The 22,675-nt window shown below is 65.5% G+C and carries 19 protein-coding genes and 1 other RNA gene; 7 read left to right on the forward strand and 13 right to left on the reverse strand.

Annotated elements, in window-relative coordinates; all coding sequences use genetic code 11:
• The first annotated feature begins 28 nt into the window (after positions 1-28).
• Positions 29-1,150: an AIR synthase-related protein gene (locus AC1KAR_RS02330; RefSeq protein WP_480314316.1), complete on the forward strand. Its 1,122-nt coding sequence runs from the start codon at positions 29-31 to the stop codon at positions 1,148-1,150.
• 54 nt (positions 1,151-1,204) lie between these two features.
• Positions 1,205-1,302, forward strand: an RNA gene (gene ffs / locus AC1KAR_RS02335) — signal recognition particle sRNA small type.
• 47 nt (positions 1,303-1,349) lie between these two features.
• Here the strand turns inward: ffs and AC1KAR_RS02340 are convergent.
• The 3 genes from AC1KAR_RS02340 to AC1KAR_RS02350 form a co-directional block, all read right to left on the reverse strand.
• Positions 1,350-1,655 carry a hypothetical protein gene (locus tag AC1KAR_RS02340; RefSeq protein WP_480314318.1) on the reverse strand — a complete coding sequence of 102 codons (306 nt, stop codon included), beginning with the start codon at positions 1,653-1,655 and terminating at the stop codon, positions 1,350-1,352.
• On the reverse strand, positions 1,652-1,894 hold the full coding sequence (locus AC1KAR_RS02345) for a hypothetical protein (RefSeq protein ID WP_480314320.1): 243 nt from the start codon (positions 1,892-1,894) through the stop codon (positions 1,652-1,654). The genes AC1KAR_RS02340 and AC1KAR_RS02345 overlap by 4 nt, the downstream gene beginning before the upstream one ends.
• 372 nt (positions 1,895-2,266) lie before the next feature.
• Entirely contained in the window at positions 2,267-2,674 is a 408-nt protein-coding gene (locus tag AC1KAR_RS02350) for a BLUF domain-containing protein (RefSeq protein WP_480314321.1), read from the reverse strand.
• Positions 2,675-2,778: 104 nt separating this feature from the next.
• Between AC1KAR_RS02350 and AC1KAR_RS02355 the strand changes: the two genes are divergently transcribed.
• Entirely contained in the window at positions 2,779-3,516 is a 738-nt protein-coding gene (locus AC1KAR_RS02355) for a Crp/Fnr family transcriptional regulator (RefSeq protein WP_480314323.1), read from the forward strand.
• An 84-nt stretch (positions 3,517-3,600) separates the two neighbouring features.
• Here the strand turns inward: AC1KAR_RS02355 and AC1KAR_RS02360 are convergent, their stop codons facing one another.
• The 4 genes from AC1KAR_RS02360 to AC1KAR_RS02375 all read right to left on the reverse strand — a co-directional run bounded on the left by AC1KAR_RS02360 (position 3,601) and on the right by AC1KAR_RS02375 (position 12,868).
• The gene (locus tag AC1KAR_RS02360) at positions 3,601-4,791 is read right to left on the reverse strand and encodes an ABC transporter substrate-binding protein (RefSeq protein ID WP_480314325.1); all 1,191 of its coding nucleotides are present in this window, start codon (positions 4,789-4,791) and stop codon (positions 3,601-3,603) included.
• 283 nt (positions 4,792-5,074) lie between these two features.
• Positions 5,075-6,916, reverse strand: coding sequence for a serine/threonine protein kinase (locus tag AC1KAR_RS02365; protein WP_480314327.1), 1,842 nt, complete (start codon positions 6,914-6,916; stop codon positions 5,075-5,077).
• A 202-nt stretch (positions 6,917-7,118) separates the two neighbouring features.
• Positions 7,119-10,352 carry a UvrD-helicase domain-containing protein gene (locus AC1KAR_RS02370; RefSeq protein ID WP_480314330.1) on the reverse strand — a complete coding sequence of 1,078 codons (3,234 nt, stop codon included), beginning with the start codon at positions 10,350-10,352 and terminating at the stop codon, positions 7,119-7,121.
• Positions 10,349-12,868, reverse strand: coding sequence for a PD-(D/E)XK nuclease family protein (locus AC1KAR_RS02375; protein ID WP_480314332.1), 2,520 nt, complete (start codon positions 12,866-12,868; stop codon positions 10,349-10,351). The genes AC1KAR_RS02370 and AC1KAR_RS02375 overlap by 4 nt, the downstream gene beginning before the upstream one ends.
• 132 nt (positions 12,869-13,000) lie before the next feature.
• Between AC1KAR_RS02375 and trxA the strand changes: the two genes are divergently transcribed.
• The 4 genes from trxA (at position 13,001) to AC1KAR_RS02395 (ending at position 16,997) form a co-directional block, all read left to right on the forward strand.
• Positions 13,001-13,330: a thioredoxin TrxA gene (gene trxA / locus AC1KAR_RS02380; RefSeq protein WP_480314334.1), complete on the forward strand. Its 330-nt coding sequence runs from the start codon at positions 13,001-13,003 to the stop codon at positions 13,328-13,330.
• Positions 13,331-13,587: 257 nt separating this feature from the next.
• Positions 13,588-14,850 (forward strand): transcription termination factor Rho, encoded by a 1,263-nt coding sequence (rho, locus tag AC1KAR_RS02385; RefSeq protein ID WP_480314336.1) that lies wholly within the window; start codon positions 13,588-13,590, stop codon positions 14,848-14,850.
• Between the two features lie 102 nt (positions 14,851-14,952).
• Entirely contained in the window at positions 14,953-15,207 is a 255-nt protein-coding gene (locus AC1KAR_RS02390) for a type B 50S ribosomal protein L31 (protein ID WP_480314338.1), read from the forward strand.
• Positions 15,208-15,320: 113 nt separating this feature from the next.
• Positions 15,321-16,997 carry a hypothetical protein gene (locus AC1KAR_RS02395; RefSeq protein ID WP_480314340.1) on the forward strand — a complete coding sequence of 559 codons (1,677 nt, stop codon included), beginning with the start codon at positions 15,321-15,323 and terminating at the stop codon, positions 16,995-16,997.
• Between the two features lie 169 nt (positions 16,998-17,166).
• Here the strand turns inward: AC1KAR_RS02395 and phoR are convergent, their stop codons facing one another.
• From phoR to pstC, 6 genes are read right to left on the reverse strand one after another with little or no spacing between them, the layout of a single operon-like run.
• Entirely contained in the window at positions 17,167-18,513 is a 1,347-nt protein-coding gene (gene phoR, locus AC1KAR_RS02400; protein ID WP_480314342.1) for a phosphate regulon sensor histidine kinase PhoR, read from the reverse strand.
• A gap of 4 nt (positions 18,514-18,517) precedes the next feature.
• Positions 18,518-19,219, reverse strand: a complete 702-nt coding sequence (phoB, locus tag AC1KAR_RS02405; RefSeq protein ID WP_480314344.1) for a phosphate regulon transcriptional regulator PhoB — start codon at positions 19,217-19,219, stop codon at positions 18,518-18,520.
• 13 nt (positions 19,220-19,232) lie between these two features.
• Entirely contained in the window at positions 19,233-19,940 is a 708-nt protein-coding gene (phoU, locus tag AC1KAR_RS02410; protein WP_480314346.1) for a phosphate signaling complex protein PhoU, read from the reverse strand.
• 16 nt (positions 19,941-19,956) lie between these two features.
• The gene (gene pstB / locus AC1KAR_RS02415) at positions 19,957-20,742 is read right to left on the reverse strand and encodes a phosphate ABC transporter ATP-binding protein PstB (protein WP_480314348.1); all 786 of its coding nucleotides are present in this window, start codon (positions 20,740-20,742) and stop codon (positions 19,957-19,959) included.
• A 15-nt stretch (positions 20,743-20,757) separates the two neighbouring features.
• Positions 20,758-21,624, reverse strand: coding sequence for a phosphate ABC transporter permease PstA (gene pstA, locus AC1KAR_RS02420; RefSeq protein WP_480314350.1), 867 nt, complete (start codon positions 21,622-21,624; stop codon positions 20,758-20,760).
• A complete protein-coding gene (gene pstC / locus AC1KAR_RS02425) occupies positions 21,621-22,598 on the reverse strand; it encodes a phosphate ABC transporter permease subunit PstC (protein WP_480317727.1) in 978 nt (325 codons plus the stop codon). The genes pstA and pstC overlap by 4 nt, the downstream gene beginning before the upstream one ends.
• Positions 22,599-22,675 lie beyond the last annotated feature (77 nt).

Consider the following 22,675-nt stretch of genomic DNA (forward strand, 5'->3'; position numbering starts at 1 on the left):
CCTGCTTTTGCCAGCTCAGCCTCTTGCGATGAACCCCACGCCCCCGAACGACAGCACCCTCAGCTACGAACAAGCCGGCGTCAACTACGACCTGATCGACCCGCTGAAAGTGGCCGCCCAGCGCGCGGCCAAGGCCACCGGCACCCACCTGGCAGCGCATGGGTTCAGCGAGGTCGAGGCGTCGCGGGGTGAGTCGGCCTATGTGGTCGACGTGGGGCCGTTCTACCTGGCGTCGATCGTGGAGTGCCTTGGGTCGAAAGCACTCGTCGCCGACGAGATGATGACCCTCACGGGCAAGAGCTACTACGACAGCATCGCGCAGGACACCATCGCGATGGCGATCAACGACCTCATCACCGTGGGCGCCACGCCGCTCGTGGTTCAGGCGTACTGGGCCGCGGGTGGCTCGGACTGGTTCTCAGACGCCCAACGCGCGCAGGCCCTCGTGGCCGGCTGGAAGCGCGCCTGCGATGTCTGCAGCGTGTCGTGGGGCGGTGGTGAAACGCCCGCGCTCGCGGGCATCGTGGCCGAAGGCCGCATCGACCTTGCGGCCAGTTGCACCGGCATCATCAACCCGAAGGAGCGGCTCTCGGTCGGCGACAAGCTCGCCCCGGGCGATGCCATCGTGTTGCTCGCCTCCAGCGGCATCCATGCGAATGGCCTGAGCCTCGCGCGCAAGCTGGTAGAACGCTTGCCCCAGGGCTACCTGACCGAGGTGGAACCGGGCCTGAGCTATGGCGACGCGCTGCTGGCACCGACGGTGCTGTACTCACCCGTGACGGAAGCCCTCTACAAGGCCGGCATCACGCCGCACTACTGCGCCAACATCACGGGCCACGGTTGGCGCAAGCTCCTGCGCCACCCTGCGACGCACACCTACCGCATCCACACCGTCCCTGACGTGACGCCTGTACTGAAATTCATCCAGCAACACGCCAAGCAAGATGACCAAGAGGCCTACAGCACGCTCAACATGGGTGCGGGCTTTGCGCTGTTCGTCAAGGCCGAAGACGCACAGTGCACCGTCGAGGTGGCGCAAGCGCAAGGCGTCAACGCAGTGATCGCAGGTCAGGTGGAAACGGGGCCGAAGAAGCTGATCATCGAGCCGCTGAACATCGAGTTCGGAGACGACGCGCTGCAACTGCGCTGAGCTCGAAGGCCTTTCAAGCGCGAGGCCGCGATGGCCTCGCCTACAATCCGCGTTGACGGGCCTCCCCGCATGGGAGCGCGCCCAAACGGGTCAGGTGGGGAACCAAGCAGCCCTAAGCGTTGCAACCAGTGCCGGGGGTAAGGCTCGTCAACTCTCCCTTCCCCTTCTTGTCTCGCGCGGCCCACTCGGGCCTCTGGGCTCAACCCAGCGCGAAGCACCTCATCTCGAACGCCGCAGGCTCGGCCGCCACCAACTGGCGGCACGCATCCAATGCGATGTCCGTCGGCGCCGCACAGGCCTTGCCGAAACGCGTGAGGTTCTCAATCACCATTCCGTCGTCGTCGATCACTTCGGTCAGGTACTGGTGATCCATGCCAAAGAGCAGTGCCCTTTGCGTGATGCGACCGGTAGTGCAAGCAGCAGTGCGGTCACTCAATAAAACGAGGAAGCGGGCGTTGTAGCCACTGTCTTGTTCTGTCGGTCGATTTTTAGATATGAACTTCACCTTCGTTCGCTCTTCTTTTCTTTGGTAGGGGTCTTCTGCCGCTGATAGGCGGCATCCATGGGCACGCCTCGATCGGTATCGACCTTTCCGGAGACCACATCGGCATGGGCCTGATGCATCTCGGGCCGCTCGACTTCGCTCACCTGGCTGTCGGACGACTCGTCGTGCTCATGTGGCAGGCGCGGCGCCGATTCGGTCTCGACGACCGGCTTGGTCTGCCCGCGGGGGCGCCGGCTCACCACCGTTGTCCGGTTGACGCGCCGCGCGGGTGCGAGCCGCCGAGTTCTTCTGCATCCATCAGGTCCTCGGCATCGCGCGCATTGCGGGGCCAAGCCTTGCGGGAGTCCTCTCCCATTCGGGCACCATTTGCCATGCCGTGCCTCGATTTCTCGTGGCGGCGGCCGGTTTCGCGGTCACGCTCGCCATGTGCGCGGTTCTTTCGAATCGACTCTCTCATGACTCGTCTCCCAGGATGGGTGTGAACATGGGCGAGACGATAGGCGTCATGCGCGGCGTGCACCACGTATGAGCAGCGCGGCTACGGGTCGGATCGGGTGCCTGCGTCCGGTAGGAACTCTCCGACGCGGCTTGCGCACGCAAGTAGCGGGGCCTCAGGTCGACATCACACAGCGGGTGACCATCTGCAGGAACGCGTCGACGGCGGGTTCGCCTTCGAGTGCGAAGGGGCCACAAAAGATGTCCAGCCCTGCGTCGTCGCAATACCCGCTGCGCCACTCGCCCATGCGACGTGGCACAGGAGTCAGCGCCACGTAGAGCATGCGCACCCCGAGGTGGCGCGTGTCGAACTCAAGGTCACGACACACCTCGGACAAGGCTTCGCTGCTGCCCTCGAGCAACTCGCAGAAACGTTCGCCGTCGAACACCATGGCGCCTGTGAGACCGAGCCGCGCATTGCGCTCGCGCGCGGCGCGCCAGATGGGAGACACCGCACTCACATGCAGCAGCGGCGAAAGGTGGCTGAGCCACAACACACAGCAAACCGATTCGTCTCGAGACACGTCATCCCCACCCGGAAGCCCGCGCGAATCTAGCGCCAGTGCGAAACCGCCGTTATGTCGTTTGACACATACTTCAGGCGGCAAGATTCAAGCGGGAGGACGAGATGACGCCTGTGCCCTGCAAGGACTGCCCCTTGCGCACACTCACGCTGTTCACTCCGCACACCGATGCCGAGTTGAACCTGATCCAGTCGCTCAAGCGAAGCCAGATCTCCGTGCGCGCCGGGGCCGACATCATTCGCGAAGGCGAGGCCGATTCGGCGCTCTTTACGCTCTGGTCCGGTTGGGCGTTTCGCTACAAGACGCTGGCAGACGGGCGGCGGCAGATACTGAACTTCCTGTTGCCGGGGGATTTCATCGGCGTGCAGCAGAAGATGTCCGACGCACTGAGCCACGGCGTCCAGGCGCTAAGCGACACACAGCTCTGCGTGTTCGCACGAGACGCGCTCTGGGAGTTGCACCGTGCGCACCCGCTGATGGGGTTCGACATCACCTGGATCACCGCACAGGAACAAGCCCTGGTCGACGAGGGCCTGCTCTCCGTCGGGCGGCGCAACGCCGAAGAACGGGTCGCCGCACTGCTCATCCTGCTGTTCAAGCGCGCAGCCGCACTGCTGCCCGACGGCGGACGCGGCGGCGTGCCCTTCCCTCTCACGCAGCAGCACATTGCCGACGCCCTTGGGCTCTCACTGGTGCACACGAACAAGACGCTGCGCAAGCTCGAACGCCGCGGCCTGCATCACATCGAGAGCGGCCTGCTGTTCCTGAAGGACAGCCAGGCACTGGCGCAGACGGCCTCGCTCTACGGAGATGGCCAGCCGTCGCCACGGCCGCTCGTCTGACCGCCGCCCACAAACGCCAACGGCAGGCCGCAAGGCCTGCCGTTGTCTCACCACAGGCGATCGAACGCCCGCAGCGAAGGAGAGTCAGCGCATCCAGCGGCCGCCAGGGCCCACGATGGTGATCTCGACCCAGTTGGAGCCGTGATGCTTGTTCGGCCCATAGCTGACGCTGTAGCCACCCAGGTCGTAGCGGGTCATGCCCTCCATGGCCCGGGTGATGTTGGCTGGCGTCACCGACTTGCCGGCGCGGCGCAGGCCTTCGATCAGGATGCGCATGTTCATGTAGCCGAACATGTAATCGTAGGCCGGCTCCAGCTTCTCGCGCGACAGCGCGGCCCCCAGATCACGCGTGAGTGCCGTGGTCTGGCGATACGGGTAGGGCACGAGCTGCGTGAAGGCCAGGCCGCGAGCGTCGTCGCCCAGCGCCTTGAGGATCTGCGGCGAGTTCGAGATGGACACGCAGTAGATCGGCACGCCAACGTGCGCGCGTACCGCCTTCACCATGGGGATGATCGACGGGCCGAACGCCATCACGATGACAGCCTGAGGGCGGCCGACTGCGAGCGACTGGGCGCACGCCACGGCGTCGCTGCCGTTGGCTTCCAGCGGAGACTGAGCGACCAGGTGGGCGCCCTGCTCCTTGACGACCTCTTCAACCACCGGCTTCATGAGCTGGCCGAAGGCGGCGTTCTGGTAGACAAGGCCGATGTCCGACTTCTGCAGCGTGACCAGGTTGCGCACCATCTGCACGACTTCGTCGCGGTAGCTGGCCATCGTGGTGAAGAAGTACGGATGCTGCTTCATGCGCAACACGGGCGAGCCGGTGTACACGCACACCAGCGGCACCTTCTTCTCGGTGAGGATAGGCAGCGTGGCCATCACGTTCGGCGTGGAGGCCAGGCCGTACAGCGCCACGACCTTCTCGTCGTCGATCAGCTTGTTCACGTTCTCCACGCACCTCTTGGTGTCGTAGGCGTCGTCGAGCGTGATCAAGCGGAGCGGTCGGCCGTTGATGCCGCCCTTGCGGTTGATTTCATCGATGGCCAGTTGCTGGCCCTTGATCACCGGAACAAGCGCGGGGCCGAGCGGGCCGGTCAAGTGCGCGCTCTGGCCGATGCGAATCTCATTGCCGCTCGCAACCGCGATGGCGGGCGCACCCGATGCAGCAGCAGCGGGCTCCTTGGCGTCTTGCGCACGCACTGGCAGTGCGGCCACGGCACTGGCTGCGGCCACAGCGTTCAGCGCTTGGCGACGGGTCCATTTCGTTTGGGTCATTTTCTTCTCCGTGGATGGATGGGCTGTTGACGGCGCGATCCTGCATGCGGCCTCAGACCCACACAAGAGGGCCTTCATCGAGTCCACCCTACACAGACAGAACAAGCGTGACCGGCATCACGACATTGCGTCGCGCCGTGTTGCGTGGCTGTTCAATTCGCCTGCGCGATGGCTGCGAACGACTCGCAACTCGCCGCGCTCCGCGGTGAGAGTTCCCTCTCACTTTGCGTGATGGCCGCGTGGCAGCGCAGGGGCTGCGAGCAGCGGAACCAGCCTCGAGCCCCTATCGCGTGCCGCGTTCAGCGATCAGCGCCGAGAACTCGGTCGTCCCCGGGTCACCCTGCGGCACGTCTTCACGCTTGGGCGCCTGGGGCACGGGCGCAGACGCCCCACTCCTGAGGGCAGCACGCGCTTGCTGGAAGCCCTCGGTGAGGTCCTTCACCGTGATTGACAACGGGCGTGCGTAGCGCTGTGCGATCTGGTTGAGCGCAGCACCCAGGCGTTGAGCGGGTTGCTGTGTCATCGCGTCGATGACTTCGTTCGCCGCGCTGGCCGTCAGGCGCAGCATTTCGCCGTCGGTGTCGGCCACGCGCACGGGGCGATCCACCGGCAGACGGCGGATCATGTGAAGCACCTCCTCGGCCATCCCCCAGTGCTTGGCGACAGCGGCGCCCAGTTGCTCCGTCGCTGCGCCGAGCACGGCGAAGGATGCTGCCTCTTCCGTCATGCCATGCAGGTCGGGCTCGCCTTCTTTCTCGGCGGCGTGGTGCTTCATCAGCTGGCGAATCTGTTCGGCCTCGTCCGGGAAGTGGTACTGGACCATCAATCGGCCAAGGTTCTGCATCACGGCGATGAGATAGACCACCTCGGGGTCGTAGCCCGCGGGGCGCAGCGCCTGCGCCATGTGGCCGGCCAGCCGAACTTGTTGCATAACCCGCTGCATGACCGCAGCGTGCACATCGTTCAGCGGCCCGGGCCATGCACGCAGCGTTGCCGCCGCCTGCCGAACACCTTTGAGACCCACCAGCGAAACCGCGCGGCGAATCGTGAGCACTGGCCCGTTTCCGGCGATCTGCGTGCCCTGCACTTGGGCAGAGTTCACGGAGCGGAGCAACTCGAAGCTCAGGCCGAGGTCTTGAAGGATCTGCTCGGCCATCTCGTCGGTGCGCTGCCCCTCGGCCACCGCCAGCCGCGCCACACGTGCCCCCACGCCAGGCGATGCGGGCAGATGGCCGATGCTGCGTAGGCGGTCGATCAGCAGCCCGAGCGCTCCGTCCTTGTCCTGCGCGTTCGCGTCGGTCCAGCCGCGCAATGCGGCCAGCAGCGTGCGTGCGTTGTGGTACCGCTGGCGTTCTTGCGTGGTGGTGCTGCGATTGACGATCGCCCGGAGCGCCTCCGGCACGGGCTGAGGCGTCGTCCACGGCAGGCGCACGATCTCGCGCGACAGGCGCGGGATGACACGGGAGCCATCGTGCTCTTCGAGGGCCGGCGCACCGGCCAGCATGTGGTGCAGCACCAGACCAGCGCTGAGGACATCGCGCACGGCGGCCTCACGTGTCGCGCGCAAGTGGTTCGGGTCGAGCGGCATGGCGCGGTCATGCGCGTGCTCGGCGCCGTGCGTGGCGAGCAGGCTCGCACCCACGGCCATGAGTCGCACCGTGCCCTGCTCGCTGACCAGAACCTGGTGCAACTGCACGTCGCCATGAGCCATGCCGGCTTCGTGCGCAAAGGCCATTCCTTCGAGCAACTGCATCGCCCAGGCCACGATCTGCTCTGGCGCCGGATGGCTTGCGTCGGCAAGGCGCTCGCCCAGGGTCATGCCAAGCGCGCGATCAACCGCGACGAAGGGCCAGTGGTCATGCGCCCCCACCTCCACCACATGGGCGAGGTTCGGGTGATTGAGTTTGGCCGCGTGCCGGGCATCGGCCGCCCACAGTTCCAGGGCAGCTGCGTTGTCCGGCTGCACGCGAGGCAAGGTGAGCATCAGCTCCTGGTTCGTGCGGGGATCGAAGGCCAACCACGACATCGTGCGATCGCTCTTGCCCAGGAGCTTGCGCAGCTCGAATCGGCCGAAGGTCCGATGGGGGTTCGGCTTGGCAGCGGGTTGGTCGGTGGTTTCAAGCATGGGAGCGCATCGGCACGGGTGCGGAATGGCAGGCGTAGAGGCAAACGTACAGGCAGACGATCAACAGTCTGGCGAACGATAGATGGACAGACAGCAGCGTGATCCGATTGGATCGCGCCCCCGCGTGACGCAATGCGCGAATCAGGATCGAAAACACCGCTCTTTTCGACGGCCCGGTGCTCACGCGCCGGGTCCAATCGGATCACGTGACTTCGATCACGCTCCCTGCGCCATTCACCAGGGCGCAGCGCACTGCGTCCCCGGGTTGCAAAGCCATCACCGCCGCGCGGTAACGCTGCATCTGGTCGCGATATCCGCCCTGTTCTTCGGGCCTGAGGGCCAGCTTGTAATCCAGCACCCACCACACCCGTTCGCCGTCTTCATCCAGTTGAACCAGCCGGTCGATGCGCAACAACTCGCCGGCGTCCGACACCGGCACCTCGTTGCCTGCCCACTTCAGGGCCGGCCCGCTGAAGAACCGCTGGCAGGCTGGGCTGCGCCAGATGCCACCTGCCAGGCGCTCGACCTCGGCCATCGGTGCCCCGAACTCGGCCGCCGCCGCCTGGGCCAACTCTGCAAAGGCCGCAGCATCCCTGTGCGCAGGCGCACTCGCCGCCGCCCATTCCAGCACGCGGTGCACGGCCTGGCCGAGACGGGTGACAGCGCTGTCGGGATCGCGCGGCGGCCGCACCGATGCCGCAGGCTGAGTCCACGTGGGCAGGCCCGGCAGCTGGAAGGCAGACGCAACTGCGCCTCGTACCGCGCCGTGCGCTTCGGCAGGCACCCAGGCCCGCACCAAAGCTTCGACCCGTTCCCACCAGGATGGCCCCGAACGAAAGGGCTGGGTGCGGCTGAACACCAGCATCTCGCGCGCGCGGGTCATGGCCACGTACAGGCCGTTCAGCTCCTCGCGCCGGCGCTCGACGTGCTCCGCTTCGAGCACGATCTTCAACGAGGGCGGGCACTCCTTCTCTGAATAGATGAACGCGCAGCGCTCTGGCCGCTCGGCGTGCACGGGCCAGTCGATCAGCAGGGTGGCGTTCTCGGCCTTGGGGGCTTCGGGCTCGCTGTCCATCACGAACACGACCTTGGCCTCGAGCCCTTTGGCGCCGTGCACCGTGAGCAATTGCACCGCGTCGGCCTGTACCGGGGCGGCCACGTGGATCGCCCGGCGCTTGAGCGCACGCACGAAGTTGTAGGGCGTGGCATAACGCGCCCCATCGAGCATCAAGGCCTGGCCGAGCAACGCGGAGACTGCGTCGAGCGCCGCCACGCGCCTCTCGGCCGGCACGGCGGCCACAACGCGCTCGCGGTAGTCGCCTTCGAACACGATGCGGTCGAGCAGGTCGTGCGGTGGTAGCCGGCGCGCGGCCTCTTGCCACGCCAGCATGAGGTGCTGCGCCCGCTGCAGCGCCGGCCGACCGACGTGATCCGCCTCGGTGAGCACGGCCCACCAGTCGCGCCCGTCTCGCACCTGCAGCGCAATCGCGATCAGGTCTTCATCGCTCGCACCAAACAAAGGGCTGCGCAGGGCCTGAGCGAGCGAAAGCTTGTGCGATGGCGACGCCAGTGCATCCAGCGCCGCCACCAGGTCGCGCACCTCGGGAGCATCCATGAGAGCGAACTCCTCGACCGCGGCATAAGGCAGGTGCAAGGCCTGCAGCGCCTGCGCCAGCAGTCGCAGCGAGGCACGCTTTCGACACAGCACATAGACCTCACCGGCAGCGGCGCGGCCCGCCCTGATCAGTTCATGGATCGCGCTGGCCACCCAGCGAGCTTCTTGTTCGCGCAAGAGTTCGTCGGGTTCGTGGCGTGGTGTCGTGAGGCTGTCGCGCCACGCGAGCCCTTCCGTCTCGTCAGCTTGGTCGGGCTTGCCCGGCCGCAAGACAGGCGGCAACGCGAGCAAGCCCGCACCCGGCACGGGTGCGAGTTCGGTGGTGTGGGCCCGATAGCCGCTGTACTCACCCGCTTCGCTGGCACGCAAGAACACATCGTTGATGGCCGAGAGCACCTCGGGTGCATTGCGCCGCGTGTGGTCGCAGGCGAGCCACGTCCCGCCCAGGCCGTCGACAACGAAATCGCGCGCCGCCGCAAACACGCGAGGTTCGGCGCGGCGAAAGCGGTAGATGCTCTGCTTGGGATCGCCGACGATGAAGACCCCCGGCGGACGCTGCCCACTCGCCCCGCCACCTGCACCGGCATAGGCCGAGAGCCAGCTGTGCAAGGCGTGCCATTGCAAGGGGCTGGTGTCCTGGAACTCGTCGATCAGCACATGGCGGATTCGCGCATCGAGGCGCTCTTGAACCCACGCCGAGAGCGAACTGTCGCGCAAGAGCGCCAAGGCGCACCGCTCCAGGTCGGCCATGTCCGCGAGGCCGCGTGCGCGCTTGTAGACCGCAAGCTCACGCAGCAGCACGCGAGACAGTCGCACAAGGCGCATGTGCTCCAGGTGAGCCTCGTACTGATGTACCCGCGCGGCCAGTGCCTCGACCTCTGACTGCGTCGATTCGAGGTCTGGCACCTTGCCGAGTTGTTTGCGTGGGGAGCCGCTCTTGGTGAAGAGCGCTTCTCGCACGCCGGTGAAGGTAGCCATGGGGTCGGGCTGGGCGATTGCCATCACGAGCCCCGTGGCGGCGTCCTGCGCCTTGACGCCGCCCCGCCCAAGCGCCATGGCCAGCTCGCGAAGCGTGTGGCGCCAGGCCGCGCCATGAAGGGCGCTCGCGGGGTGGCCTTCGCCATCGGGCGCGGGCACGCTGCTTTCAAGCACGCCGGCATCGTCGGCGAGTTCCAGTTCAACCCGCTTGTTGAGCGCCGCGTGGAGCCACGCGCTTACCCTGTCGCGGCCGCGCCTTTTGACCAGTTCAGCGTAGTCGGCGCGCAGGGCATCGTCGGCCAGGATCGCCGCATGCAAACGCCGGAACACCGCAGGCAGATGCTCATCGAGATCTTCCATGAGGCTCATCCCGGGCGACAGGCCCAGCTCGCTCAGCAGATCGAGCGGCGCCGCCCGCAGGAGCTGCGAGAACCACGCGTGGAAGGTGCGGATCTCAACCGCGCGCCCTGCTTCGAGCAAGGTCTCGTGCAAGCGCCCCAAGGCCGGCGCCAGCGAGACGGCCTGCTCTTGCGGAACGCCGCGCACCTGCAGCTCTTGCGCGCGCTGCTCGTCGCTCATCTCGAGCTCGGAGAACGCGCGCAGCCAGTCGGTCAGGCGATCGCGCATCTCACCTGCGGCCTTGCGGGTAAAGGTGATGGCCAGGATCTCTTGCGGCTGCGCGCCTTCGAGCAGGGCACGCAGAATGCGCGAGACAAGCATCCAGGTCTTGCCTGCCCCCGCGCATGCCTCGACCACCACGCTGCGCCTCGGGTCGCACGCGATGGCATAGAAGGCCTCACGCGAAGTCGGCCGGCCATCGGCTTGATAGGCGGGTGTCGTCATGGCGTGTCGGCCCAGTGGTCGCGCCGGCACAGGCCACGCGCTTCGCAGAACTCGCAAACCTGCCCCTCGCCAAGCGCAGGCAGGCCCGCGCCATCGCGCATGCGCGCGAGCTCGCCCGCCAGCCCCTCGACAAGCGCACGAGCGCTCTCATCCACATCCGGGTGCTCAACGGTTTCAATCTCGCGCCCCAGGCTGAGGTACGCCGCCTGCCGCGGCGCGGCCGAATCACTGCGCATCAAGGCGGCGTAGAAGGCGAGCTGCGTGTCTTCGAGCGGCTGCCTGACCTTCTCCTTCAACCCCTGCGAGCTGCCGGTCTTGTAGTCGATCAACTCCGTTGCGCCATTGCGCAAGGTGTCGATGCGGTCGATGCGACCGAAAAGCGAGATGCCATGCCACTCGGGCGGCGCGGTCTGCCGTTCGATCTCGCCCTGCGCCCACTGCGCGCCCTCGCGGTCGCGTTCATGCACCCACGTGATATAGCGGGGCGCAAGTTCGGCGAATGCCGCCATGTACGGCAAAAAATCGGCTGCATCGAACCCATGATCAGCCTGCTGCGCGTAGGCGATCTCCATCAACCGCACGCACTCTTCCTGCGCGCTGCGCGGCTGTCCTCGCTCCTCGTGAAAGGCCATCAGCACCGCATGCAGCCAGGTCCCGTAGTCGCGCTGGGCCAGTTCGGTCTCCAGTTCATCCGCTTCGCGCAACTTCAAGAGATGCAGCGCATGGAATCGATACGGACAGGCACGCAAGGCCTCGCACGCACTCGCCGACAGTCGCGCCGGCAGCAGGCTTGCGCCGCTGGGCGCCGGCATGGTGACAGGACGCGGCTCGACCGTATGCGACGCTCGCACATCGGCCCACTCCGCGAAATCTCGCCCCGCGCGCCGCAATCGCAGCCGCAGGCGCTCGATAAGTGGGCTCGCAGCGAGTGGATCGGCACCGTCACTTCTGCGATGAAACAGGTAAACCGGCGGGCCGCTCACGGCGTGCGCGAACGCAAGCGCCTCGGACTCGCGCCGCTGCGCGGCCGTGGGCACGCCAAGCACCTCGGCTTGCGCATCGCTCAATAGAGCTTGCGGGGACGCTGCTGCACCCAGGTGGCGGTCGTCCGCACCCGGAAAGACAATGCCCGCGAACGGCCGCAGCGCAATACGTGTCAGCGGCGTGATTACCACGGTCACCGGCTCGGTGGGGGGCGCTGGCAGAAACGCTTCGTCCTCCAGCACACCATCAACCCAGGCGCTGAAGTCTTCCAGGCTCATCAGCGTCTGCGCGGCCTGCTGGCTTGCCCATGCAGGATCGGTCACGCGAAGCGCGCGCAGGACCTGGCTGCCTGCCTCGTCTTCCGAGAGCCCATCCCAGGCGTTGGCGGACTGCAGGGCCGCCCGCAGTGCTGCGAGCCAGGAAACCAGAGCCTGACGCCGTTCGACATGCAGCGGGCGCAAGACATCAAGCGCTCTGCCATAGGCCTCGGCCGCAACCGTACCCAACCGCGTCGCGTTCACATCGGTCACGCGCCGCCAGCCGTAACGTCGGCATGCGGCCTCCAGTTCAACCACGCCTGCGGTCAGGCCGGGGCCGGAGCCTGCCTTGAGCCAATCCAGTAGCAAGTCGCTTCCCGCTTCGGCTGCGGCGGCCCGCAAGAGGCTCATGACCTGCGCTGCGGCTCGCGTCGTCGACAACTTCCAGCCCGTCTCATCGACAAGGGCGACCCGCTGGCGCTCCAAGAGTGCTCGCACGCGGCGCACCAGAACGCGGTCCTGCGCCACCAGTGCGACCGGTGAAGCGCCTTGCCCCAGCGATGCCATCACCTGGGCAGCGGCGCATTCGGCTTCTTGCTCGAAACCATCACAGGCTGCGAACGAGACTTGCGAAGGCACCGCCGAACGCGCTGCAACATCACAGTCCACAACCAGGCCCGGCGCGGTGGCGAGCAGTGCACGCGCCAGGGGATCAACCCCACCCGCTTGAATGACGATCCAGGCGCTTGGCGAGAGCGTGAACAGACGATCCGTCAACCTGGGCGAGGCGAGCGCCGCCCACTCGAGCGCCAGCAGCGCCAACACGCGCTCGCTCGCACCCGGCCCGACCCCACGCCCCAAGGCGTCGCGCCCCCGCTGCCAGTGCGCAGCACGCTCCGCTGGCGCGACAGCAGAGGCCGCCTTCACCATGGCGTGGGCCGTTGCGACGACAGCCGCCACCGCTTCGTCGAAGGCCAGCGGGTCCATGCGCGCCAAGGGTTGCGATCGCAGCATGCGCGCGGCGGTCAATCGGTCGGTGCTGGCATCGAGTGTGATCTGACCGTCTTCGGATCGGGGCGCAGGCCCGAGGGCCGCCGCCAAGGTATTCGTCGTCTCGATGCGGGGCTGCCAGCCACCCTGCTGCGCCCAGGCGCGTCGGGCCGGCGCAAGCTGCTGCGCGTAGGGCACGAGCACGACGGCGGCCCGCACGTCGACGCCACCGGAACTCGCCCACTCCGAGGCACGGCGGGCGATGTCGTGCCAGGCCAGCGGCATTTCAAGTGAGTCGCTCGCTATCAATGCCATAGAAAAGGTACGGGCTGCGCAAGGGCACGCCGCAGGGGGCTTTGTGTCAGAATCATTCCGCCTTGTCGCTCGCAACGAGCGACGAAAGTAGAGGACAGGACAATGAGCAGTGACTTGATCAAACACACCACCGATGCGTCGTTCGACGCCGATGTGCTGAAGGCATCCAAGCCGGTGCTGGTGGATTACTGGGCCGAATGGTGTGGCCCGTGCAAGATGATCGCGCCGATTCTCGACGAAGTGTCGAAGGATTACAGCGATCGACTGCAGATCGCAAAGATGAACGTCGACGAGAACCGTGACGTGCCTGCGAAGTTTGGCATCCGGGGCATCCCCACGCTGATGCTGTTCAAGGGTGGCCAACTCGCCGCCACCAAGGTGGGCGCCCTTTCCAAGGCCCAGTTGACGGCCTTCCTCGACGGTCATCTATAATCTTCGGCAATCGTGGTCGGCGCTGACCGCGGGCTCAAGAGGCCCACCAGCGCTACCGCCTGAAGACATGGCCACGGCGCCCATCTGAGACGCGCCGGCTCGGCCCCAAACTCCAGCGTTTCGTTCTTCGTTAGCGTCTTTTCGCTCGCAACGCGGCTTTCCCCCTCGGCGCATTTTTCCGGCCGCTGGTGGGCTCAGCCCCAACGCCGGCCCGGCTGCACGCAGCCCACACGGCATACACCCCAGGGTCCCCGCCCATGCATCTTTCCGAACTGAAAGCCCTCCACGTCTCGGCCCTCATCACGATGGGCGAAGAGCTGGAGATCGAGAACGTCTCGCGCATGCGCAAGCAGGAGCTGATGTTCGCGATCATGAAGAAGCGCGCCAAGGCCGGCGAACAAGTCTTCGGCGATGGCGTACTCGAAGTGCTGCCCGACGGCTTCGGCTTCCTGCGCGCGCCCGACACGAGCTACATGGCGTCGACCGACGACATTTACCTCTCGCCCAGCCAGATCCGCCGCTTCAATCTGCACACCGGCGACATGATCGAAGGCGAAGTGCGCGTTCCGAAGGATGGCGAACGCTATTTCGCGCTGGTGAAGGTCGACCGCGTGAACGGCCTGACGCCCGAGGAGAGCAAGCACAAGATCATGTTCGAGAACTTGACGCCGCTCTTCCCGAAAGAGGCGTTCAAGCTCGAGCGTGACATCAAGGGTGACGAGAACATCACCAGCCGCATCATTGACCTCATCGCACCGCTCGGCAAAGGCCAGCGCGCTCTGCTGGTCGCGCCGCCCAAGAGTGGCAAGACGGTGATGATGCAGCACCTTGCCCACGCGATCGTGGCCAATCACCCCGACGTGCACCTCATCGTGCTGCTCGTCGATGAACGCCCCGAAGAAGTGACCGAGATGCAGCGCACCGTGCGCGGCGAAGTCATCAGCTCGACCTTCGACGAACCCGCGGCTCGCCATGTGCAAGTGGCCGAGATGGTGATCGAACGCGCCAAGCGCCTGGTCGAAATGCGCAAGGACGTGGTGATTCTTCTCGACTCGATCACCCGCCTCGCCCGCGCGTACAACAACGTGCTGCCCTCTTCCGGCAAGGTGCTCACCGGCGGCGTGGATGCCAACGCGTTGCAGCGCCCCAAGCGCTTCTTCGGCGCTGCTCGCAACATCGAAGAAGGCGGCTCGCTGACCATCATCGGCACGGCACTCGTCGACACCGGCAGCCGCATGGATGAGGTGATCTACGAAGAGTTCAAGGGCACCGGCAATTGCGAAATCCATCTGGATCGCCGCATGGCCGAGAAGCGCGTGTACCCGTCGATCTTGCTGAACAAGAGCGGAACGCGCCGCGAAGAGCTGCTGCTCAAGCCCGAGATCCTCCAGAAGACCTGGATCTTGCGCAAGTTGCTCTACCCGATGGACGAGATCGAGGCGATGGAATTCATCCTCGACAAGATGAAATCGACCAAGAACAACCTCGATTTCTTCGACATGATGCGCCGCGGCGGCTGATGGCCGTCGTGCTCGTGGCATAATCGCGGGTTTTCCGCATTCTGGAAAGTGCGCCAAATGGTTTGGCGTGGCTCCCGGCACTCACCAGCGTAGAGGTACCCCATGAAAGAAGGCATTCACCCCAACTATCGCGACGTCTGCTTCGTCGACCTGTCGAACGGGTTCAAGTTCGTGACGCGTTCGTGCGCACAAACCAAGGAAACCACCAAGCTTGACGACGGCCGTGAAGTGCCTCTCTTCAAGCTGGAAACCACCAGCGAATCGCACCCGTTCTACACCGGTACGCAAAAGAGCGTGGACTCGCTGGGCGGCCGCGTCGAGAAGTTCCGCAACAAGTTTGCGCACCTCAAGAAGTAAATCGACCGCGCCCTCGGGCACAGAAAAGGCAGCTTCGGCTGCCTTTTTCTTTGGCGCCGGCGATCGCCACGCCAAGTTGCTGCATCATCGCCGTCTGTTGATTCCGTGACATCTTGAACACTCCCAAGCCCGCCCTGGTCACCGAACGCGCCGCGCGCCGATTGCCGCGCGTGGCCCTGCTGCTCCTCTGCGCTGCCTATCTGCTGCCCGGCCTGTTCGGCCGTGACCCGTGGAAGAGCGCCGATCTGATCGCATTCGGCTACATGTCCAACATCGCGCAGGGGCACACGCCGTGGCTTGCACCGATGGTGGGGGGGCTACCCGCCGATGCAGCGCTTCTGCCCTACTGGCTGGGTGCGGGATTCATCAAGCTGTCGGGCGGGCTCATCGCTCCCGAGCTTGCTGCACGCGTTCCGTTTGCCCTGCTGCTCGGCCTGAGCATTCTGCTGACCTGGTACAGCACCTACCACTTGGCTCGCACCGACGCCGCCCAGCCCGTGCCCTTCGCATTCGGCGGCGAAGCCAGCCCGGTCAACTACGCCCGCGCGATCGCCGATGGCGCGCTGCTGGCACTCATCGCTTCGCTCGGCCTGTTGCAGCTGGGGCACGAGACAACGCCGGAGCTCGGGCAGCTCGCAAGCGTGTCCCTGTATCTCTACGCCCTATCGGCCAGCCCGTTTCGCGCCTGGCAAAGCCGTATCGCCGTCCTGATCGCACTGCCTGGGCTGGCAGCCAGCGGCGCGCCGAGCATCGCGCTGCTGCTGGCTCTCGCAGGCGTGATCGCCTGCTGGCGGTCCAGCTACGAGACGACCCGCCGATTCACCCTCTGGATCATGGCCGGCGCGGTGCTTGCCGCGGTCGCCGCCACCGGGCTCGGCGCCTGGGGCTTTCGGCTGGAAACGTACGATGGCGCTCGCATCGGCAGCGTGGTGCGCCTGCTGGCCTGGTTCACGTGGCCAGCGTGGCCATTGGCGTTGTGGACGCTCTGGCGCTGGCGCGCGCAACTTCTGCACCGGCATATTTCGGTGCCGCTGGGCTGCGCGCTGGTCAGCCTCGTGGCATGCCTGTCCATGGGTGGCTCTGACCGCGCCCTGATGCTCGGCCTGCCGCCCCTGGCTGTTCTGGCATCGTTCGCCCTGCCCACCCTGCACCGCGGCACCTCCGCCGCGATCGACTGGTTCTCCGTCTTCTTCTTCAGTATCTGGGCGATCGCCATCTGGGTGATCTACGCATCGGTGTACTCGGGCTTCCCCGCCAAACCCGCCGCCAACGTGATGCGGCTGGCACCCGGCTTCGTACCGAGCTTCTCTGCGTTCGCCTTGGTCATCGCAATGCTGGCGACCGTGGCATGGCTGTGGCTTGTGCAATGGCGCACCGGCCGCAACCGACACCCGCTGTGGAAGAGCATGGTGCTGCCGGCCAGCGGGGTGTCACTGTGCTGGCTTCTTGTGATGACACTCGGCCTGCCTCTGTTCGATTACGCCCGCAGCTACCGCCCCCTGATCACGCGCGTGATGCAGTACGTGCCACTGGACACGTGCATCGCCGCCCCTGGCATGACGCGCGCGCAGCTCGCCGCGCTGGAGTTCTTCGGCGGATACCGAGTAGATGGCAACGCGACCCACGACAACGCGAGTTGCGAGTTCTTGCTTCTGGCGGAGACCGTGTCGCGCCGCGCGTCCGTCGGTCCCGGATGGCAACTGGTGGCACGCGAGCAGCGCCCATCCGACAAGGAAGAGGTGATCGCCATCTACCGGCGCAGCGCTTCAGACTACCCCGAGCGCCCCTAGGGCGGCGCCAATCAAGTCCCACGCGGACGGCACAACCTTGTCTCGGGCGGTCCGCGACGTTGCAGATGCGCTCGATACCAACGGGTGTCGCTCTGCCTTGCGCCTTGCAGCCCCTCCCGAGACAAGGCACCCGCCTCGCGGGGACTTACCGGCGTCGCGCAACCGCCCGCTAGCCGGCGTGCGCCGGCTGGGTCAGCGTCGCAGCATCTCCGAGGCGAAGTCGCGCCGCCGGGAAAATGAGGCTGAAGCTCGATCCTTTGCCCGGCTCGCTTTGCACGTCGAGTTCGCCGCCGTGCCGCTGAACGACATGCTTGACGATGGACAGGCCGAGCCCGGTACCACCGGTTTCACGCGAGCGACTGCCGTCGACACGATAGAAGCGCTCTGTCAGCCGCGGAATCTGATCCCGGCTGATGCCGATGCCGGTGTCGTTGACCGTCACGACACCTGACCCATCTTCACGAATCCGCCAGGCAATGCCGATGCGCCCGCCCTCTGGCGTGTAGCGCACCGCGTTGGTGACCAGGTTGCCGACGGCGCTCAGCAACTCGCTTTCAATGCCTGCAAGTTGAGCCGACCCGGCCTCGGACACACTGAACTGATGCCGCCCCATCGACAAGGCGACGGCGTCGGCATGCGCCTGACCAATCAGCTTGCTCACGGCCACCCAACGGTCGCTCGGCGGCCGCGGGCTGCCCTCGAGCTGCGCGAGCGTCAGCAGGTCGCTCACCAGGGTCTGCATGCGCTGAGTCTGCTGCCCCATCAAGGTCAGCACCCGGCGCCGCTCCACTTCGGTCAGCGGCAGGTTGCTCATGGTTTCGATGAAGCCCGACAGCACGGTGAGTGGCGTGCGAATCTCGTGCGACACATTGGCGACAAAGTCTCGCCTCATGCCGTCAGCCTGCTCGCGCGCAGTCACGTCCTGTGAGAGCACGAGCTTCAGGCGATCGCCGTAGCCGCGCACCAGCACCGACAGCGTGCCGCGACCGCGCGCCTGCGGGATCAGGATCGCCTCGTCAAACCGCCCGGCCTGCAGGTAGGTCACGAAGGCGGGAGCCCGCACAAGATTGGTCACGCGCTGGTGCCTGTCTCGAACCGGGTCCAGGCCGAACTGGTCGGCCGCCAGCGAGTTGCACCAGAAAATCTGGTCGACCTCGTTGAGCAGCATCACACCGTTAGGCGACGCTTCAATGGCCGACAGGAATTCGGCCAGGCGGGCCTGTTCGCGTGCGACCGTCTTCTCATGGCCGCGGATGGTGCGCTCGATGCGGTACCCGATCTCACCCCAGAGGCCGCGAATCCGCGGCGCAGGCTGCTCCTGCGTTCCGCTCAGCCATCGAATCACGCGGTAGCCGCGCAAGGTGTCGATCACCGCCAGCAAGCTGACGCCGATCGCCCCGCCTGCCACCGCGCCGATCACCGGCGCATGAATGAATACACCCACCACGTAGCCCGCACATCCACCAGCCAGCATGGCCAGCACGCCGGCAAGCAATCGCGGCAGAAGCCAGTCCACGCGATCAGGCAGACAGCGTCTGCGCTTGCTGGGTCAAACGGTAGCCAGCACCGCGCACGGTCTCGATCATGCTCGAGCAGCTCACGGGGCCGAGCGCTTCGCGCAGGCGCTTCACGTGGACGTCTACCGTGCGTTCTTCGATGAACACATGGTCGCCCCAGACGCGATCCAGAAGCTGCGAGCGGCTGTGCACTCGCTCCGGGTGCGTCATGAAGAAATGCAGCAGACGGAACTCCGTCGGACCCAGGCGAACCTCTTGCCCATCGCGAGCGACGCGCCGCGTCGAGGGGTCGAGCTTCAGCGCGCCCACTTCAACGGCCGAGTCGAGTGCCTCAGGGGCCTTGCGGCGCAGAACGGCGCGGATGCGCGCCATCAGCTCATGCGGCGAGAAGGGCTTGGTGAGGTAGTCATCGGCACCCGCGTCGAGGCCGGCAACCTTGTCGGCCTCTTCGGCACGCGCCGTGAGCATGATGATGGGGAGCTCGCGCGTACGCGCCTGGGCGCGCCAGCGCTTGGCGAGCTGCACGCCCGATTGCCCAGGCAGCATCCAGTCGAGTACGACGAGGTCTGGCAGTACGCGGTCCACCTGCACCAATGCTTCGTCCGCGGTGGCAGCCACCACCACCTCGTAGCCGGCATGGCGCAGGTTGATCGCCATCAGCTCGGCAATTGCCGATTCGTCTTCGACCACCAGAACTTGGCTCATGCTCGGCTCCTGATCACTTGACCATCGATTCGACGGTCTCGACAGGGTTGTGACGTACGTCCATGCCCTTGACGATGTAGATGATGACCTCGGCGAGGTTCTTCGCATGGTCGCCCACGCGCTCGATCGCCTTGGCCACGAACACCAGGTCGATGCTCGACGAGATGGTGCGCGGGTCTTCCATCATGTAGGTGATCAGTTTGCGCATCAGGCCATCGAACTCCTGATCGATCTTGTCGTCCTGCTTGAGCACTTCGACCGCCTTGACGGTATCGAGCCGGGCAAAGGCATCGAGCGCCTTGCGCAGCTGGGCGATCGCCAGGTCGCATTCGTAGCTGAGGTCGCTGACGGGCAGACGCAGGCGTGTCGAGACACCGGTATTGATAAGGCGCTGAACCGTGCGCGCGATGCGGGCCGCCTCGTCACCGACACGCTCGAGGTTCGCGATGGTCTTGGAGATGGCGATCAGCAGGCGCAGATCGCGTGCCGTCGGCTGGCGCCGCGCAATGATGGTCGACAGATCCCGGTCGATCTCGACCTCCATCGCGTTCACGCGTTCTTCGTTGCGCAAGACCTCGGTGGCCACGTCGCCGCTGAAGTTCGTGAGCGCGTAGACCGACTGCGAGACTTGCGACTCGACCAGCCCGCCCATCTCGAGAACGCGGGTGGAAACGCCGCTCAGTTCGGCATCGAACTGTGTTGAAAGGTGCTTTTCTGACATGGTGCAGTCTCCGCCTTCAGCCGAAGCGGCCAGTGATGTAGTCCTCGGTGTCCTTCTTCTTGGGCTTCATGAACAGCTCCGAAGTCGGACCGAACTCGATCAGGTCACCCAGGTACATGTAAGCCGTGTAGTCCGAGCAGCGTGCGGCCTGCTGCATGTTGTGGGTGACGATGACCACGGTGTACTCGTTCTTGAGTTCGTGGATCAATTCTTCGATCTTGCCCGTGGAGATCGGGTCCAGCGCCGAGCAGGGTTCATCGAGCAGCAAGACCTCAGGTTTGATCGCAATGCCTCGGGCGATGCACAGGCGCTGCTGCTGCCCGCCCGACAGGCCCGACCCGCTTTGCGTGAGCTTGTCACGCACTTCGGTCCAGAGCGCGGCCTTCTTGAGCGCCCACTCGACCCGCTCATCCATCTCGACCCGCGAAAGCGACTCGAACAGGCGCACGCCGAATGCGATGTTGTCGTAGATCGACATCGGGAATGGCGTGGGCTTCTGGAAGACCATGCCGATCTTGGCGCGAATCAGCGACACATCCTGCTTGCTCTTCAGGATGTTTTCGCCGTCGATGACGATCTCGCCCTCGGCTCGTTGATCTGGGTAGAGCTCGAACATGCGGTTGAAGGTGCGCAGCAAGGTCGACTTGCCACAACCCGAAGGGCCGATGAAGGCCGTCACCTTGTTCTCCGGGATGTCGAGATTGATGTGCTTGAGCGCGTGGAAGGCGCCGTAGTAAAAGTTCAGATCGCGGATGGCCAGCTTGACCTTCTGGCCGCTTGCCGCTTCGACTTTGGTGTCCATGAGGTGAACTCCGATTCAGTACTTGTTGCGCAGGAACACCCGCGCCAGGATGTTGAGAGCGAGCACGCCCAGCGTGATCAGGAAGACGCCGGCCCAGGCCAGTTGCTGCCAGTTCTCGTACGGGCTCATCGCAAACTTGAAGATCGTCACCGGCAGGCTGGCCATCGGCGCGCCCAGGTTGCTCGACCAGAACTGGTTCGACAGCGCAGTAAACAACAACGGAGCGGTCTCGCCGGCAATGCGCGCGAACGCCAGCAGGACGCCGGTCAGAACCCCCGCCCGCGCGGCCTTCAGCGTGACGGTGGAGATCACTTTCCACTTGGGCGTGCCCAGCGCGTAAGCCGCCTCGCGCAGCGAGTTCGGAATCAGCGAAAGCATGTTCTCGGTAGTGCGAATCACGACCGGGATCACGATCAGAGCCAACGCGAGCACCCCGGCGAAGCCGGAATACGTCTGCATCTTCGCCACGACCACCGCATAGATGAAGAGGCCGATCACGATGGAAGGTGCCGACAGCAGGATGTCGTTGATGAAGCGCGTGATGAAGCCCAGCCAGCCCTTCTGACCGTACTCGGCCAGGTACACACCGGCCATCACACCCACCGGCGTACCAATGAGCGTCGCGAGAGACACCATCACGAGGGAGCCGAAGACGGCGTTGGCCAGGCCACCGGTCTCCGCTTGGGGCGGGGGCGTCATCTCGGTGAGAACCGCCAGAGACAAGCCGCCCAAGCCCAGGCGCAACGTTTCAAAGAGGATCCACGCCAGCCAGAAGAGGCCGAAGGCCATGGCCGCCATGGACAGCGTGAGCGCCACGGCGTTGATGGTCTTGCGGCGCCGTTGACGGGAAGAGCGAGCAGCGCTCTGTGCAGAGATGTTCATGTGCGTGCTCCCTCGCCCTTCTTCAGCCTGAGCAACAGCAGCTTCGAGAGCGCCAGCACGACGAAGGTGATGAAGAAGAGGACCAATGCGAGGTACAGCAGCGAAGCCTGATGCAGGCCGGGGCTCGCCTCGGCGAACTCGTTGGCGAGCACCGAGGTGATGCTGTTTGCGGCCTCGAACATCGACAAGCCCGCCAGCTGGTTGGCATTGCCAATGACGAAGGTGACGGCCATGGTCTCGCCCAGGGCGCGCCCAAGGCCCAGCATGATGCCGCCGATGACACCGGTCTTGGTGTATGGCAGGACCACCTTGAACACGACTTCCCAGGTCGTCGAGCCCAGGCCATAGGCGGATTCCTTGAGCAGGGGTGGCGTGACCTCGAAGACGTCGCGCATGACCGAGGCGATGAAGGGGATGATCATGATCGCCAGGATGATCCCGGCCGAGAGGATCCCGATGCCGACCGGAGCGCCGGATACCAACCCCTTCAGATACGGCGTGGTCCCGATCAGCGACTGCAGCGGCTGCTGCACGTAGGTGGCCAGCACCGGGCTGAAAACCAGCAGGCCCCACATGCCGTAGACGATTGACGGAATGGCCGCCAGCAACTCGACCGCAGTGCCAAGCGGCCGACGGAGCCAGCCCGGCGCGAGTTCAGTCAGAAAGAGCGCGATGCCGAAGCTCACCGGCACCGCGATCAGCAGTGCGATCAGCGACGTGGCCAGCGTGCCGTAGATCATCACAAGGCCGCCGTACTTGTCCTGTACCGGATCCCAGTCGCTGCTCCAAAGGAAGCTCAGGCCGTACTCGCGGATCGCGGGCATGGCACCGAACAGCAGTGAGAGAAGGATCCCGGCCAGCAGAGCCAGCGTCAGGATGGCTGCGCCATGCGCGAGCACCGAGAACACGGTGTCGGCCCAAGGCGACGCCCGCCGTGCGGCGGGGGGGCGCCCCATCGGGTCGGAGCGATCCATCTTGTCAGGGTCGTAGTGGGATGCGGGAAGTGTAGCGGCCACGGCTCTACTCCGAAGTGGTCGTAGGCGGCGCTCCG

It is taken from the genome of Piscinibacter sp. PDB1-1, from assembly GCF_056675995.1.

Excerpts from the sequence above, each read along its gene's own strand:
- rho (WP_480314336.1), top strand. The coding sequence starts at position 13,588 with ATGCATCTTTCCGAACTGAAAGCCCTCCACGTCTCGGCCCTCATCACG.
- AC1KAR_RS02375 (WP_480314332.1), bottom strand. The coding sequence starts at position 12,868 with ATGCCGCTGGCCTGGCACGACATCGCCCGCCGTGCCTCGGAGTGGGCG.
- phoU (WP_480314346.1), bottom strand. The coding sequence starts at position 19,940 with ATGTCAGAAAAGCACCTTTCAACACAGTTCGATGCCGAACTGAGCGGC.
- AC1KAR_RS02390 (WP_480314338.1), top strand. The coding sequence starts at position 14,953 with ATGAAAGAAGGCATTCACCCCAACTATCGCGACGTCTGCTTCGTCGAC.
- pstA (WP_480314350.1), bottom strand. The coding sequence starts at position 21,624 with ATGAACATCTCTGCACAGAGCGCTGCTCGCTCTTCCCGTCAACGGCGC.
- pstC (WP_480317727.1), bottom strand. The coding sequence starts at position 22,598 with ATGGATCGCTCCGACCCGATGGGGCGCCCCCCCGCCGCACGGCGGGCG.
- AC1KAR_RS02330 (WP_480314316.1), top strand. The coding sequence starts at position 29 with ATGAACCCCACGCCCCCGAACGACAGCACCCTCAGCTACGAACAAGCC.
- AC1KAR_RS02360 (WP_480314325.1), bottom strand. The coding sequence starts at position 4,791 with ATGACCCAAACGAAATGGACCCGTCGCCAAGCGCTGAACGCTGTGGCC.
- trxA (WP_480314334.1), top strand. The coding sequence starts at position 13,001 with ATGAGCAGTGACTTGATCAAACACACCACCGATGCGTCGTTCGACGCC.
- AC1KAR_RS02370 (WP_480314330.1), bottom strand. The coding sequence starts at position 10,352 with ATGACGACACCCGCCTATCAAGCCGATGGCCGGCCGACTTCGCGTGAG.
- AC1KAR_RS02355 (WP_480314323.1), top strand. The coding sequence starts at position 2,779 with ATGACGCCTGTGCCCTGCAAGGACTGCCCCTTGCGCACACTCACGCTG.
- AC1KAR_RS02365 (WP_480314327.1), bottom strand. The coding sequence starts at position 6,916 with ATGCTTGAAACCACCGACCAACCCGCTGCCAAGCCGAACCCCCATCGG.
- phoB (WP_480314344.1), bottom strand. The coding sequence starts at position 19,219 with ATGAGCCAAGTTCTGGTGGTCGAAGACGAATCGGCAATTGCCGAGCTG.
- pstB (WP_480314348.1), bottom strand. The coding sequence starts at position 20,742 with ATGGACACCAAAGTCGAAGCGGCAAGCGGCCAGAAGGTCAAGCTGGCC.